General features: G+C 42.0%; 13 protein-coding genes, 1 other RNA gene and 1 riboswitch. Of the genes, 11 read left to right on the top strand and 3 right to left on the bottom strand.

Annotated elements, in window-relative coordinates:
• Positions 1-20: 20 nt before the first annotated feature.
• A complete protein-coding gene (locus M313_RS0114675) occupies positions 21-353 on the bottom strand; it encodes a helix-turn-helix domain-containing protein (RefSeq protein WP_010196806.1) in 333 nt (110 codons plus the stop codon).
• Between the two features lie 88 nt (positions 354-441).
• The gene (locus M313_RS25345) at positions 442-588 is read right to left on the bottom strand and encodes an anti-repressor SinI family protein (RefSeq protein WP_010196805.1); all 147 of its coding nucleotides are present in this window, start codon (positions 586-588) and stop codon (positions 442-444) included.
• A gap of 31 nt (positions 589-619) precedes the next feature.
• A riboswitch (cyclic di-GMP riboswitch) is annotated at positions 620-732 on the bottom strand.
• A gap of 450 nt (positions 733-1,182) precedes the next feature.
• Between M313_RS25345 and M313_RS0114665 the strand changes: the two genes are divergently transcribed.
• From M313_RS0114665 to M313_RS0114640, 7 genes are all read left to right on the top strand, one after another.
• Positions 1,183-1,923: an alpha/beta hydrolase gene (locus M313_RS0114665; RefSeq protein WP_010196803.1), complete on the top strand. Its 741-nt coding sequence runs from the start codon at positions 1,183-1,185 to the stop codon at positions 1,921-1,923.
• Between the two features lie 210 nt (positions 1,924-2,133).
• On the top strand, positions 2,134-4,506 hold the full coding sequence (rnr, locus tag M313_RS0114660; protein ID WP_010196797.1) for a ribonuclease R: 2,373 nt from the start codon (positions 2,134-2,136) through the stop codon (positions 4,504-4,506).
• 123 nt (positions 4,507-4,629) lie between these two features.
• Positions 4,630-5,097: an SsrA-binding protein SmpB gene (gene smpB / locus M313_RS0114655; RefSeq protein WP_010196796.1), complete on the top strand. Its 468-nt coding sequence runs from the start codon at positions 4,630-4,632 to the stop codon at positions 5,095-5,097.
• A gap of 188 nt (positions 5,098-5,285) precedes the next feature.
• Positions 5,286-5,650, top strand: a transfer-messenger RNA (tmRNA) gene (gene ssrA, locus M313_RS25340).
• A gap of 166 nt (positions 5,651-5,816) precedes the next feature.
• Entirely contained in the window at positions 5,817-7,370 is a 1,554-nt protein-coding gene (locus M313_RS0114650; RefSeq protein ID WP_010196794.1) for an ATP-binding protein, read from the top strand.
• Positions 7,371-7,398: 28 nt separating this feature from the next.
• Positions 7,399-8,130: an SDR family NAD(P)-dependent oxidoreductase gene (locus M313_RS0114645; protein ID WP_010196793.1), complete on the top strand. Its 732-nt coding sequence runs from the start codon at positions 7,399-7,401 to the stop codon at positions 8,128-8,130.
• Positions 8,131-8,136: 6 nt separating this feature from the next.
• Positions 8,137-8,442, top strand: coding sequence for a DUF962 domain-containing protein (locus M313_RS0114640; protein WP_010196791.1), 306 nt, complete (start codon positions 8,137-8,139; stop codon positions 8,440-8,442).
• Between the two features lie 51 nt (positions 8,443-8,493).
• Here the strand turns inward: M313_RS0114640 and M313_RS0114635 are convergent, their stop codons facing one another.
• The gene (locus M313_RS0114635) at positions 8,494-8,907 is read right to left on the bottom strand and encodes a VOC family protein (RefSeq protein WP_010196790.1); all 414 of its coding nucleotides are present in this window, start codon (positions 8,905-8,907) and stop codon (positions 8,494-8,496) included.
• 185 nt (positions 8,908-9,092) lie between these two features.
• On the opposite strand from M313_RS0114635, the gene M313_RS0114630 reads away from it, so the two are divergent.
• The 4 genes from M313_RS0114630 to M313_RS0114615 all read left to right on the top strand — a co-directional run bounded on the left by M313_RS0114630 (position 9,093) and on the right by M313_RS0114615 (position 15,603).
• Positions 9,093-9,848 (top strand): alpha/beta hydrolase, encoded by a 756-nt coding sequence (locus tag M313_RS0114630; protein WP_010196788.1) that lies wholly within the window; start codon positions 9,093-9,095, stop codon positions 9,846-9,848.
• A 519-nt stretch (positions 9,849-10,367) separates the two neighbouring features.
• Positions 10,368-11,777: an ABC transporter substrate-binding protein gene (locus M313_RS23705; RefSeq protein ID WP_010196787.1), complete on the top strand. Its 1,410-nt coding sequence runs from the start codon at positions 10,368-10,370 to the stop codon at positions 11,775-11,777.
• Between the two features lie 15 nt (positions 11,778-11,792).
• Complete coding sequence (locus M313_RS0114620; protein WP_010196786.1) at positions 11,793-14,720, top strand: extracellular solute-binding protein; 2,928 nt, start codon at positions 11,793-11,795, stop codon at positions 14,718-14,720.
• Positions 14,710-15,603 carry a carbohydrate ABC transporter permease gene (locus M313_RS0114615; RefSeq protein WP_010196784.1) on the top strand — a complete coding sequence of 298 codons (894 nt, stop codon included), beginning with the start codon at positions 14,710-14,712 and terminating at the stop codon, positions 15,601-15,603. Before M313_RS0114620 ends, M313_RS0114615 begins: the two co-directional genes overlap by 11 nt.
• The last annotated feature ends 294 nt before the right edge of the window (positions 15,604-15,897 follow it).

Here is a 15,897-nt window from a genome sequence, read left to right as displayed (position 1 = left end):
CATAAGCATCAGCGGTTTTTCTATTTTTCCTGATTTATTTTCCATTTATTAAATTCCAAAAACTCTCTAAACTGATCCTTGGTCACCCCTGAGTCCATCGCCTCTTTCACAAGAGTTGCCCACTCACGATCAAGGTTTTCTTTTGCCTGGGCTTCGTCTTCATCGTGTAGGAGGGTGTTAACATTAACTCCAAGCACTGACGAGACTTTTTCCAAAAATTGAACAGAAGGATTTGATTGTAGGTTCCGTTCGATCGAGCTAAGGTATGATTTAGCCACGCCGGCGCGTTCGGCTAGTTCTGACATGGACATTTTTCGTTGTTCTCTATATTTCTTAATTCGTTCACCAATCATGGCTTTCACCTTCCTATCATGCTTATTATAGCATATAACGAAGGGTTTGTTAGATATTTAGAACGAAAATACGTAAATATTCATAAAATTAGAGTTTAAATGAACTATGATTGCGATAATTATGTAAGAAATCTCTAATTTCTGCGGATGAAATGCCCATCTCTAATGCATTCGTTATTAGATCTACCCACTCCTTATCTAAATTTTCTGTCATTTCAACTGTTACGTTTTCCATCCCTATTTCCCTCCTAAAATACTTTGGTATTTCAGGCAGCCCAGCCATCTTAATTGGTAAAAGAACTTTTTATATCTCTTTTACATAATCTTAGATCTGTTGACTTTGCGTCCTTGCCTTTCAGCAAGTTTGCCTTTGACTGTTGTTTCGAATGATTCGATATACAACTTTGGTATTGCTACCATTGTCCTTCCTATTCCCTAAATTTATTATAAAATAACTAATTATGGAATGTTGCAGATTGTTGTCGAATATATATAATTATTTTACGAAAATGCTTTTAGGAATAAAATGTTTATAAAAGCTGAATTGAGGACTTGAATAGCGGGTTTTGAATAGAAAATATGGGTATTTTGCCACCTTTTATTCAAAAAGTAAAACATTATTTTTGTCGATTTTCTCCTACTAAAAAATCAATTTTGATACTTCTTTACTAAGTACCCCCGTAAATGTAAACTCCTCTACGAAAAGGGCTCATTAAAAGCTATTCATCACCCTTTATGGTAAAATGTTCTTTTCGGACTAATCATATCTGATATTTAATTAAAATTAGCATACTATAAATACATGTGAAAGAAAGGATGTTCTGACGTGATGAAAGTGAAGCTGCCCAAGCCTTTTACGTTTGAAGGCGGAGATCGTGCGGTATTGATGTTACATGGGTTTACAGGGAATTCGGCAGATGTGCGGATGATGGGCCGGTTCTTGGAGAAGAGAGGTTATACTTGCCATGCGCCTCAGTATAAAGGGCATGGGGTGCCACCGGAGGAATTGGTTCATACAGGACCTGAGGATTGGTGGAAGGACGTGATGGAAGCCTACCAGTTCTTGAAGGATAAAGGTTTTGAAAGTATTGCGGTCGTAGGCTTGTCTCTTGGCGGAGTTTTCTCTTTAAGGTTAGGCTATACAGTTCCTGTGAAGGGTATTGTGCCAATGTGCGCGCCGATGTATATCAAGAGCGAAGAAATAATGTACCAAGGTGTCTTGGAATACGCGCGCGAGTTCAAGCGCCGTGAAGGGAAAAGCGCGGAGCAGATTGAACAAGAAATGAAGGAATTCGAGAAGACACCGATGGGGACATTGAAGGCTTTGCAGGAATTGATTGCAGACGTGCGGAATAATGTAGATATGATTTATTCCCCAACATTTGTGGTACAAGCCCGACATGACAACATGATTAACACAGACAGTGCCAATATTATCTACAACGAAGTGGAATCGGACGATAAGAAAATAAAATGGTACGAAGAATCCGGTCACGTCATCACGCTCGATAAAGAACGCGAGCAACTCCACGAAGACGTCTACGAGTTTTTAGAGTCGCTGGATTGGTAATACTATATATATAAGAACTCTAATCATTGAAGTAACCTAGCTGTTGATTGGAACGATAGGCGTAGACTCCTGTGGGAGGAAGGGACTGGGAAGACCCCGCAACGAAGTGAGGAGGCTTCCGGACCGCCCACTGGAAAGCGAAGCCTAGCGTGTAAATCAACTGCGGTGAACAACAGACACTCAAAAACCTGATAAGGGGAGGGATATATAATGGAAGAAATAATTCAACAACACGTAGATAAATTACTTTCCTATATGAAAGAAGAAGCCTACAAACCACTAACTACTCAAGAATTAGAACAAGCTTTCGGAATCAAAGACTCAGAAGAATTCAAGGACTTCGTTAAAGCGTTAGTGTACATGGAAGACCAGGGGCTCATTGTAAGAACACGCAGCAACCGTTATGGCTTGCCTGAAAAAATGAACCTGATTAAAGGAAAAGTAATCGGTCACTCCAAGGGCTTTGCATTTGTCATGCCGGAAGAGGCGGATATGGACGATGTGTTCATTCCACCGAACGAGCTGAACAATGCCATGCACGGAGATATCGTACTTGTACGCGTAAGCAGAAAGGCTGCTGGTGATTCGCGTCAAGAAGGTACGGTCATCCGGATCGTGGAACGTGGAGTCAAAGAGATTGTTGGTACATATACCGAAAGTAAGAGTTTTGGCTTCGTAATTGCAGATGACAAAAAAATTGCCAATGATATCTTCATTCCGAAAAGTGCCAGCAATGGTGCGGTTGAAGGACATAAAGTTGTAGTAAAACTAGTTACTTATCCGGAAGGTCGCCTTAGTGCCGAGGGTGAAGTCATCCGCATACTCGGTCATAAAAATGACCCTGGTGTAGATATCTTGTCTGTCATTCATAAGCATGGCCTGCCGCAGGAGTTTCCAAAAGAAGTCCTCGATCAAGCAAATGCCACACCGGATGAGATTGACGAAAAAGATCTTGGAGATCGTCGTGACCTTCGCGATCAGGTCATTGTTACGATCGATGGAGCGGACGCGAAAGACCTGGATGACGCGGTAACCGTGACGAAACTAGACAACGGTAACTACAAGCTTGGCGTTCATATCGCAGACGTCACACATTATGTGACAGAAGGTTCACCGTTAGATATGGAAGCGCAGGAGCGCGGAACAAGTATTTATCTTGTGGACCGTGTAATCCCGATGATTCCTCATCGCCTTTCCAATGGGATCTGCTCGTTGAACCCGAAAGTCAACCGCCTTACTATTTCTTGTGAGATGGAGATTAATAATGCCGGTGAAGTGGTGAAACATGAGATTTTCCACAGTGTAATCAAGACAACGGAACGTATGACTTATTCAGATGTCAAAAAAATTCTCGTTGATAAAGACGAAGAAGTAATATCTCGTTATGAATCCTTGGTTCCGATGTTTCAGTTAATGGAAGAGTTGGCTGCTGTCCTTCGCAAAAAGCGGATGACGCGTGGTGCCATTGATTTTGATTTCAAAGAATCCAAGGTGATTGTGGATGAAGAAGGTGCACCTAAGGATGTTGTTCTTCGAGAACGTTCGGTAGCTGAGCGATTGATTGAAGAGTTCATGCTTGTTGCGAACGAAACGGTAGCCGAGCATTTTCACTGGATGAATGTACCGTTCATTTACCGTGTCCATGAGGACCCAAAAGAAGAGAAGCTCCAACGATTCTTTGAGTTCATCACAAACTTCGGATATGTGGTAAAAGGAAAAGGGAACGAGATTCATCCTCGTGCGCTTCAGGAGGTAATTGAAGCGGTACAAGGTAAGCCGGAAGAAATGGTAGTATCCACTGTCATGCTACGTTCTATGAAACAGGCGAAATATGATGAGGAAAGCTTAGGGCACTTTGGTTTATCCACAGAGTTCTATACCCATTTCACCTCACCAATCCGTCGTTATCCTGACTTGATTGTTCATCGTCTGATTCGCACCTACCTGATTCAAAAGAAACTGGATGCGAAGACCCAGGAGAAATGGAGCGACAAGCTGCCTGAGATTGCCGAGCATTCTTCCAACATGGAGCGTCGTGCGGTAGAAGCCGAGCGTGAAACGGATGAACTAAAGAAATCCGAGTACATGCTTGATAAAATTGGAGAAGAATATGATGGGATCATCAGCTCTGTTACAAACTTCGGAATGTTCGTCGAGCTGCCGAATACGATTGAAGGCCTTGTCCATGTGAGCTATTTGACGGATGACTATTATCGCTACGATGAGCGTCATTATGCAATGATCGGGGAGCGGACCGGGAAAGTGTACCGCATCGGAGACGAAATCACCGTTCGTGTTATCAATGTAAACAAAGATGAGCGCTCCATTGACTTTGAAGTAGTTGGTATGAAAGGTACTCGTCGCCCAGATACGAAGAGTGCACCGCGTGTCATCCAAAGCGAACGTAAAAAACCGGCCAAAGGTCGCAGCCAAATACGTAAAGATGAGAGCAATATTGATGATTACACGTTTGAAATCGGCTGGACGACTAAGGGGCCAAGTACAGGCACTGGTAAAAAGAAAAAGAAAAACAAGAAGTTCTTTGAAAATGCGCCGAAACAGAAGCGTAAAAAGAAGAAGTGATAAGCTATAATGAATGGGAAGAAGGGTCTTTTTCACCAAGAAAGATCCTTCTTTCTTGTAGAGGGGTAGTGGATTTGGTAAAATATTCACTACGCCTTATTAGAAAGAAAGGGGGAAACAGCCATGCCGAAGGGGACAGGAAAGGTCATCAGTACCAACAAAAAAGCCAACCACGACTATTTCATCGAACAGACATATGAAACAGGGATGGTGCTGCAAGGTACGGAGATCAAATCCATGCGAGCAGGTCGCGTAAACCTGAAGGATTCCTTTGCGCGGGTGCAGAACGGGGAAGTATTTTTACACAACCTGCACATCAGTCCGTATGAACAAGGAAACAGATACAACCATGATCCGCTTCGTACACGAAAGCTGCTTCTTCACCGCAAACAGATAAATCAGCTGATAGGTCTTACAAAAGAAGAAGGCTATGCATTAGTCCCTTTGAAAATCTATCTGAAAAATGGCTATGCCAAGCTGTTAATCGGTCTGGGTAAAGGGAAAAAGAAATACGACAAGCGTGATGACTTGAAAAAGAAAGAAGCGAAACGCGATATTGAGAGAGCGTTCCGTGAACGTCAAAAGGAATAGTGTAGTGTATTTTACAATAACTTACAATTGCAAAGTTATGTGAGTGTGCTATAATAAGGATGTCGCTAAGATAACAGTGGCGCTTTGATAATTGAATAGCCAACACATTGGCTTGATTATCTTTCCCGTAGAACCTCGTGTTTTTGCTCTTTGTTGATTTAAACTTCAACAGAGACATTTATAATCGAGGGGACGTTACGGATTCGACAGGGATAGTTCGAGCTTGGGTTGCGAGTCGGGGGGATCGTCCTCGTCATCAACGTCAACGCCAATATAACTGGCAAAGAAAACAACAACTTCGCTTTAGCTGCTTAATAACAGACTATAGCGGTTCCTCCCTCCATCGCCCATGTGGTAGGATCAGGGACTCACTCTAAGTGGGCTACGCCGGAGATCGCCGTCTGAGGTCAAAGGAAGAGCACAACCAGACTAGCTACCAGGATGCCAGTCAATAGGCGGAACGGTTAGCGAAATACTAATATATTGACTACACTCGTAGATGCTTAAGTGGCGATGTTTCTGGACGTGGGTTCGATTCCCACCGTCTCCATTTCAAATGTAAGAAGACCACACTGTTCTGGTGTGGTCTTTTATATTGCCATAAAAACCCCATAAACCACCGGAAATGCCGCCTCCCAATCTTTCATTGTTTCCATCTCCACTCTCAGTAGTATATACTTTTTAGTATGAGCACATTACGAGCTTCAAAGGATGATAGCATGCTAGAAGAATATATAACAAAAATGCGAGAGCGCTGCCATATCAATAAATTAGATCCACATGTCATCCCCACTTTTAATAGCTTATCAGATGAGGAATTGTCCGAGATTCAAAGTACATACAAGGACACGTTGGATATTATCAGACTGTTTATGAATACATTTTTAGAAAAGAGCAAAGGTATACCTATCTTAGTTGCAGTAACAGACGAAAAAGGAAATATCATTGAATACCTTGGCGATCCAAGCTTAGAAAATACAGTTGTTAATCAGGTTGGCCTGAAAAAAGGTGTTCAATTCAGCGAAGAGCAGGCAGGGGTGAACTCTATTGTAGCTGCACTGGACCTTGGTGTTCCTGTACAAGTTATAGGAGAAGAGCATTTCTTTTCTTTCCTTCATCAGACTGCGTGTTACAGTGTACCTCTATTTATAAAGAACCAAGTAGTTGGCACGATATCCATGATGACGTTTGTAAAGGTCGCGAACCCGCTTATCATGGCTTCTTTGGAAACGATTGTGGATTCGATTCAAAGGGAATTGAACCTTCTAGAAAAGAATCGATATTTAGATGAAATGAACCATATGGTGCTGGAGCAATCCAATACAGGCTACATAGTGGTAGAGGAAAACAGGGAAATTGTAAGGATTAACCCTAAAGCTAGGGATATTTTAGGCTTGCCACAAGACTATGAGTCCTTCGCCATAGATGAATTAATGTTGTTGAGTCGTGTTCATAATCTTTACGTAAGAGGAGAAGTTATCCAGGATTACAAAATTATTTTTCAAAATAAACACGAGACAAGAACATGTTTGGTAGATTTTTTTCCTTTTCAACGAGGAACATTGATTCAGCTTCATGATATTACAGAATATACGAAAACCGAATCCTATATTCAAAATGCTGAAAAGCTTGCTATTGTAGGGCAGATGGCAGCAGGAGTTGCACATGAAATAAAGAATCCACTTACTACTTTAAAAGGTTTTATACAGCTGAGTAAAGAAGGGGGACCAAGTAACGCCTTCCCAGAAATCATGTTAAAAGAAATAGAAAGAATTGATCAAATCACCAATGAGTTCCTTGTTCTGTCTAGGCCGACCGTTCAGAAAAAGGACTGGCAAGATGTTCGTGATCTTATCAGTGAAATAGAAGTATTATTATCGAGCTTCGCCATTATTAAAAATGTTGAAATTCTATATAATTATCAGGATGTTAAGCCTATCTTTTGTGATGGTAATCAAATGAAGCAGGTGTTTATCAATCTCGTTAAAAATAGTGTAGAATCGGTGGAACAGAACGGAAAAATCACCATCAGTGTTAAACCACAGGGTGACAACCAGCTTTTGGTCAGCTTTAATGATGATGGAAATGGTTTTCCTGACCAGATTTTGCACAGAATGGGCCAACCATTTCTTACAACCAAAAAAGACGGCAATGGCCTGGGGTTAATGATCTGTAAACGTGTTGTAGAAGAGATTCATAATGGTAAGCTTTGTATTCAAAATAATGCCAATGGTGGGGCGATGGTGGACATTATACTTCCTTGCAATGGCTAGCAAAACATACTCAAAGGAGGCAATCTCTATGAATTTCAAAAAACAAACTGTCATTATTACCGGTGCGGCAAATGGTATTGGCAAAGGAATCGCAATGGCATACATAAATGCGGGTGCAAACGTGGTGCTTGCGGACTTGGATGAAAAAGCGGGCCAAACACTACAACAGGAGCTTGGAGAAAAAGCCCTTTTCGTCAAAACAGACGTCAGAAAAGAAGAGGACATACAACACCTGATAACTAAAACCATGGAACACTTCCACCAAATTGATATTCTTATTAATAACGCAGGAGTTTCCCGGTTCACTCCACTTCATGACCTCACTGTTGAAGCTTGGGATGATGTAATCAACACGAATTTGCGAAGTGTGTTTATCTCCTCCAAAGAAGCATCTAAGTATATGAAAAATGGAGGTTCTATTGTGAACATCGCCTCCACCAGAGCGTCCATGTCTGAGCCAAACTCTGAAGCATATGCTGCAACTAAGGGCGGGATTGTGGCGCTGACGCATGCGCTGGCAGCTTCCTTAAGTGAGCAGAATATTACGGTGAATGCTATTTCTCCTGGATGGATTCAAAATGAAAATTATGAAGAGCTAAGAGATAAGGATCATGCACAACATCTGTCTAATCGGGTTGGGAAGCCTGTTGATATTGCAAAGGCTTGTTTGTATCTAACGGACTCGGAAAACAATTTTGTGAACGGCGAAAACATTACGGTCGATGGCGGCATGACAAGAAAGATGATTTACGAGGGATAACCTGAGATGATAGAAAAAGTGAAAAACGATTTGCTATTATATCAAAAGGCACATAGGAACCCTTGGAATCAGGTTCTGCATTATTTTGCCTTTCTAGCAGCTTTCTTGGCCTGGGTATTTCTGTTTGTAAATTGGTGGGTCACTTTAGTGCTTGCTATATTGCATTATGTTTTTTCTTGGATTGGCCACTTTTATTTTGAAAAGAATAAGCCGGCATCATTTAAGTATCCACTCATAGGTTTTTATGCCGGTTTCAGTTGGTTTTTCTTAAAAACGTTTGAACTGATTTCAGGTAAAAGAATTTCTGCCTAAATGAATCTAGACGCTTCGAGAACCTTCATGGATCTCGAAGCGTTTTTGTGCTTATTGCGGCTTTGTATAGTTCAAATCCCATTTCACACCAAAGGAATCCTGAACACTTCCATAACGTGCTCCCCAAAAGGTGTCTTGAAGCTCCATCAATACCTTTCCGTTTTCACTTAAGCGTGCGTATAGGGTGTCAACCTGTTCTTCGCTTTCCATCTCAAGCATTAAAGAGACGTTCCCTCCAATCTCTACTGTTTGACCTGGGAATGAGTCAGATGCCATCAGTGTTAGATTTCCTTTTTCAAAACGCGCGTGCATAACAAGGTGGTCAGCTTCTGGTGGCGTCGGGAAGTCCGCTTCGCCGAATGTCATGATGCCTTTGATTTCACCTTCAAATACCTCTCTGTAAAACTCAAGTGCCTGTCTAGCATTTCCGTTAAATGATAAATAAGGTACAGCTTGATGCTTCATTTTCAACACTCCTTTTCAATGGATATGTACTTACTCTCTCATTATATTTTGGTATAAAAGAAAAGTAAAGAACATACGTTCGACAAAATATAATTTTCTGAAAAATATTGAAAGCAGATTTACTACCTCGTATAATGGAAAAAAGTCGAAACGTTTCATCAACTTATAAAAAGGAAGTGAAAAGAATGGCTAGAATTACATGCGATTTTTTCTCGGAGGCTTTGCAATGTTCAACCTCCATGACGGTCTTATTGCCACAGCCAAATTCACAAATTGGGGTATCATCAAAGGTGAAACAGAAAAAACACCCTACCATTTATTTATTGCATGGTCTTTCAGATGACCATACCATCTGGACAAGATTTACTTCCTTAGAACGTTATGCTTCTGCCATGGGCTGGGCGATTGTGATGCCAGCTGCAGGGAGAAGTTTTTATACGGATATGGAACATGGATATGATTTTTACAAATTTGTCAGTGAGGAAGTACCCACGCTTGCTCAAAGCCTTTTTCCACTGTCAGAAAAGAGAGAGGAAAACTTTATTGCAGGGCTTTCCATGGGCGGTTATGGGGCTTTCAAAGTCGCCATGAGGAATCCTAAGGAATTTGCTGCAGCGGCAAGCATGTCAGGTTCCTTAGATATCAATGAACGATTGCCTGCATTCCCAAGAGATTTCAAATACATATTCGGCGATCGCCCTATTTTAGGAAGTGAGGATGACCTTTATCATCTTGCAACAAAAATTGGTGAAAAAGCTCCCAAGCTATATCAGTGCTGCGGCACAGAAGATCATAACTATCAAGCAAATACCCGCTTTAGAGACCATGCCATCCAAGCCGGGTTAGATTTAACCTTTTCAGATGGACCCGGTGGCCATGACTGGGCATATTGGGATAAACATATAAAAGATGTATTAGAATTTTTCGAACAACAGCTTTAATCTGGGATTATTAATCAAAAAATTAAGCACTGTTAAAGTGATTGTTATGTAATTGACGCTTTCTAGCTGTTGATTGTAGCAAAAGGCGAAGACTCCCGCGGGAGGAAGGGACAGGGGAGACCCCGCAACGAAGTGAGGAGGCTCCCAGACCGCCCGCAGGAAAGCGAAGCCATTTGCGGAAACCAACAGCGGTGTACAACAGAATAAAAAAGAAATAATCGAATCGATTCTACTGATGAAAATCGGTTCTTTTTCTATTTTTCATAATCATAGAAACAGTTCCAATACCTACCAAACCCATACGTATTAAGACTTTTCAACCAATTCTATCAATCTCCGAAAATATTTAGAAAATAATATTGTAATCGTTTACAAGACGGAGTATAATGACGTTAGTGAAACGTATCAATTGCAGATAGGCAGGTATAAAAGGTTGAGTAGCTCTCCCTTTTTATTTTTACAAACAAATTGAAACGTTTCGATTAAACGATTAAATAATAAATAAGGGGTGTATGGGTAATGAAATTGATGAAACCTTGGATCGCGATCGCCGCTTCATTCATGCTGGTAGTTGGGTGCAGTAATTCCAACAATGCTTCCAATGACGCAGAGAAGGAAGGTAACAACGAAGATCAAGTAACCATTAAATTTGCTAGTTGGGCGCTTGGCACGGAAGAAGATAATAATATCGAGCGCATGATGATTGCGGAATTCGAAGAGAAATATCCTAACATTGATGTAGAAATTGATGAGTCGATCTCAACAGATGACTGGAATAATTCCCTTTCCTCTGCAGCAAGTGCAAATGCAATGCCTGATGTATTCATGGTATCTCAAGTACCGACTGGACTTGCAAATGACTGGTTGTTAGATGTAACAGAATTGGCTGCAGAAGATGAAGATTTTGCAAACATTCCGGAAGTTGTAACAGATTCTGTTACATATAATGATGTGGTATATGCAATCCCTAGTGCACAGCATTTCCTTGGTTATTTTGTAAATAAAGATTTATACAACCAGGCAAACCTGGATGTTCCTGAATATGGTTTCTCTGTTGATGATTTTACGGAATCTGTTCGTTCCGTGACAAATTTAAACAGTGGAGTGGTTGGTTTAAATAATCCATTTGCCATTGTGGATTGGTATCCTTCATCTGTAAACGAAGAGATTGGCTGGTATACATTCAGTGAAGACGAGTATCACCTAAACAGCAATGAATTCATTTCTGGTGTTAATCTTACAAGCAACTTTGTAACAAACGGTTATTCTTATGAGAACTTGTCTGATGAGCAAAAAGCTAACTTCAATGGTGAGAACGCTGGAGAAGTATTTGCCGGCGGTGGAATCGGACTTAACTGGGATGGTACATGGGCAGTGGAAAACTTCTCTACTAACCTTGATTTTGATTGGGATTTCGTTGGAACTCCTGGCGGAAGAACAGTCATCGTTAATGATTTCATGGGAATCTCTAAATCTACTAAACATCAAGAAGAAGCATTCCTATTTGCTAAGTGGATGAGCTTTGGTAAAGAAGGATTCTTAAAACGTATTGATTTAGCCGTAGAGCATGACAAGGCATTGAACAATCTGCCTGTAACGCAAGATGAAGAAGTATTGGATGCCTTCTTTGAAGTTCAGGATATCCCTGGCTTACGTACAGCATATGACAATCTGGCGAATGGAATTGTGGAACCTGTTAAAACAGTACCAGGCTTTGCTCAATCAAGATGGGAAGCGCCGACTGGTGTAGCCGTTGGAGAAGAGCCGAATGCAAACATTGCGGCATTGATTGATGCAAGTGTAAGAGGCGAAATCAAGATTGAAGACTATGCAGCACAAATCAATGAATTAGCAAATCAAAAGTACCAAGAAAGGCAAAGAAGCGATTGGTCAATAAGGTGTAAAACTGTGAAGGGGGATGGGGATTAGATATGAAAACGTAAAATGATGTTCTGGTCATTAATACTGCTGTTGCTAGTACCAGGCCAATTCGCATTTGCTGATGAAGAGAAGAGCCTTGAGCAGGTGGCAGAACAAGTCATTGAGCCACGCTATCTATCAATCCTTAAGCAGTGGAATGAAGCGGGACAAGACAACGCGCAAGATTTCGAGCGCATTGTCCCTCCCGCCGATTTTTTATCCATTGATGAGAATAGCCTGCTTTCTGGTGGAGAAAGCAAGGAGTATGGCGATCAGGTATATGCTTGGAAAGACAAGAATACAGTGACGATTGAAGTGGATGTAAAGGAAGAAGGCTTATATGAACTGGGCTTCGACTATTATCCTCTAGGTGAAGGAATTGTTCCGATAGAAGGATCGATCAAAGTGAACGGGGAGTATCCGTATTTTGAGAGTCGCAGAATTACGTTCCCGAAGGACTGGAAAAGTGCAACAAATGATTTTGAGCAGGACCGCTTTGGAGATGAAATTATTCCGGCGCAGCTCCCGATCGAACAATGGCATTCTATTAAGGCTGAGGATTCTAGTCATCTGCAGGCAAGGCCGTTGAAGTATCAATTAAAAGCTGGCAAAAACACCATTACACTTGAAAACATCCGGGGAGAAATGCTGCTTGGAAACATTTATGTAAGTGGTGTGGGAACGATCCCTACATATGAAGAGTATAGAGAAAACGAAGCTTTGGATCTCACGGAAACAAACAGTATTACGATCGAAGCGGAGCACCCGCTAAAGAAGAACAGCTCTTTTATCAGACCTGTAAATAGACAGGATGCATCTGTTGTCCCTTATGAACGTGACAAGCGCTTATTGAATGCAATCGGCGGAGAGTCATGGGAAACGAGCGGGCAAACGGCTACATGGGAGATGGATGTGGAGGAAGCAGGCTACTACCAGATTTCCTTGAAAGTTTTACAAGAGAAACAATCAGGCTTTCCGGTGTTCCGGACAGTCATGATCAATGGAGAGGTACCTTTTGAAGAAGTAGAAAGCTATTCTTTCCAACAGGAGAAAAACTGGGTAAATGAAACGCTTAGCAATGAAGACGGGAAACCGTATTATTTTTATTTAGAGAAGGGGAAAAATACCCTAACACTTAAGGGTGATGCGTCACCTGTAAACCGCACGTTATTCGAAATGGATGAAGTGATGAAGGGCATTGAACAGCTCTCCTTATCTATTAAACGATTAACCGGAAACAACCAAGATCGCTCTCGCGGCTGGAGGATTACCGAGTACATGCCTGAGATAGAAGGGGAACTTACTTCCTGGGCGGATAAGCTTGAAGGAGAAAGTGAGTATCTGCTTGAGTTAAGCGATGGGAAAGAATCAGTAGAAATTGTATCGCTCAACATAGCCGTTGAACGGTTAAGGGAGCTTGCTGCAGATCCTGACAAAATCCCGGCACGACTGACTCAGCTATCAGAAGGCTCAAGTTCTGTCGCACAGCTTCTTGGAAATGCAACACTGGATTTGAAAAAACAGCCATTGATAATGGATCGAATATATATTCACGGTGACGAAAAGTTACCAAAACCAGAGCTAGGATTTTTTGCAAAAACAAAAGAATCTGTACTGAAATTCTTTCACTCGTTCCATTCTAATACGTTAGCAACGGAAGAAGTGGATGATGATGTGGTAGATGTGTGGGTAAACAGACCACGTCAATATGTAGAATTAATGCAGAACATGGTGGATCAAAACTTTACGCCTCAAACAGGAATTAAAGTGAGATTTTCCATCATGCCTTCTGAGCAAAAATTGATTTTGGCTAATGCAGCCAACAGTCAACCGGACCTTGCGCTTGGAATCAGTAGCTGGCTGCCATATGAACTTGCTATCCGTGGAGCGGCTTATGACTTAAGAGAGTTTGATGATTTCGATGAAACGCTTGCTCATTTTTCACCTGGCGCTTTCTTGCCAATGATCATTGAAGATGAGGTATATGGGTTGCCGGAAACGCAGGATTTCTTTGTTCAATTTTACAGAAAAGATATTTTAGGGGCCTTAGATGTTCCTGTCCCTGACACATGGGAGGATGTAGTAGATGTCTTGCCTGAGTTGCAACGCTTTGGATTAAATTACTACACGCCTATTGCTGGTGCAGTGGCGTTCAAGCCCTTCCAGTCAACCTCTCCTTTTATCTATCAACATCAAGGGGACATGTATAAAGAGGATGGCATGGGTACGACGATTGACAGCGATGAAACAGTCCGTGGGATTCAGCTTATGACGGACTTGAATACAATCTACAGCACGCCGCTTCAGGTGCCGAATTTCTATAACCATTTCCGTTATTCTACTTTGCCAATCGGTGTGTCTAACTTCCAGACTTATGTAGAGCTTACATCTGCAGCACCGGAAATCTCCGGTTGGTGGGACATTTCCCTTCATCCTGGAGTGGAAAGTGAGGACGGAGAAGTGGAAAGATGGGCAACGGGATCTGGACAGGCTGGCATGATTTTTAACGGCAGCAAGAATAAGGACGAAGCATGGCAAGTGTTGAAATGGTGGATGTCCACAGAAACACAGACTGACTTTGCCACTACCTTGCAAATCATGTATGGTCCATCCTATATGTGGAATACCGCAAATCTTGACGCTTTTAAACAATTACCATGGCCAGAGGAACATAAAGAAGTCATCTTAGAGCAATGGGAACATTTACGTGAAGTACCGAAAACGCCTTACACCTATATGGTAGAGCGTGAGATAAGTAATGTATGGAACCGTGTCGTCTTTGACGGGGAAAATACCCGTTCAGCAGTTGATGATGCGGTGGTGACCATTGACCGTGAAATGAGACGGAAGATGGAGGAATTCGGATATATGAAAGACGGAAAAATCGTGAAAACCTATCCGATTCCGACGATTGAACAAGTAGAAAGCTGGGTGGAAGAAAATGAGGAGTAGCCTTCAAAAGCATGCAAGTACATCGATCTTTCTTGCACCATATTTAATCTTTTTCTTTACCTTTATCATCATCCCGGTCATAGTGGCCATTCTATTATCGTTCACGTACTTCAATGCGATTGAGATGCCGAGCTTCATCGGGCTTGCAAACTACGTGAGTGTGCTTACCCAAGATGAGGTCTTCATGCAGCGCGTCTTGCCGAATACGCTGATGTTTGCAGTCATCGTCGGGCCGGGAGGATATATTTTATCTTTCCTGCTTGCCTGGATGCTGGCTCAGATCTCCAAAGGGCCACGAACTGTATTGGCGCTTATCATCTATTCCCCATCCATGACAGCCGGAATCGCGATGGCAGTTGTGTGGACCATCATTTTCAGTGGGGATCAGACGGGTTACTTGAATAGTTTATTGATTACGATTGGTGTCATCTTGGAGCCTGTACAATGGCTGCAATCACCAGATCACTTAATGACGATCATGATCGTGGTTACCCTTTGGGGGAGCATGGGAGTGGGATTCCTTGCGATGCTATCTGGTGTGTTGAACATTAATCGGGAAATCTATGAAGCTGGTTATATTGACGGTATTAAAAATAGATTCCAAGAAATCATCTATATCACCATTCCATCCATGAAGCCGCAGATGCTTTTCGGCGCAGTGATGGCAGTGGTCGGGACGTTCCAGGCCGGTGCGATCGGGGTCGCCTTATCCGGTGCCAACCCGACGCCTCAATATGCGGGTCAATTAATGGTCAATCACTTAGAGGACTATGGCTTCATCCGTTATGAAATGGGATATGCAGCAGCAATAAGCGTTCTATTACTATTATTCGTATATATTTTCTCAAAAATCGCTTGGCGTTTATTCGGAGAAAAAGACTAAAGAGATGGCTGTTTTCTTAGAGAAAGTTAATGAGTGGATTGGAGCGGAAGAAACTTGACTCAAAGCCACTGGAAAACTGAATTTTCATGTGCCTAGAGAAAACCTAGCTGGGGATTGGAGCAAAAGGCGAAGACTCCTGAGGGAGATAGCGCTAGTTGGAGACCCCGCAGGCGTAGCCGACGAGGGCTCCAGCAGTGCCCCTAGGAAAGCGAAGCCATTTGCAGAAATCCACAGCGGTGTCTAAACAACATTTTAAATCAGATTAACAATCTTTTTGAAAACATCCAAGCTATA

The sequence above is a fragment of the Bacillus sp. m3-13 genome, assembly GCF_000175075.1.
Lineage (GTDB): Bacteria > Bacillota > Bacilli > Bacillales > Bacillaceae_I > Sutcliffiella_A > Sutcliffiella_A horikoshii_C.
The sequence above is the reverse complement of the archived record's forward strand: the minus strand, read 5'-3'. Positions and strand labels throughout refer to the sequence as shown.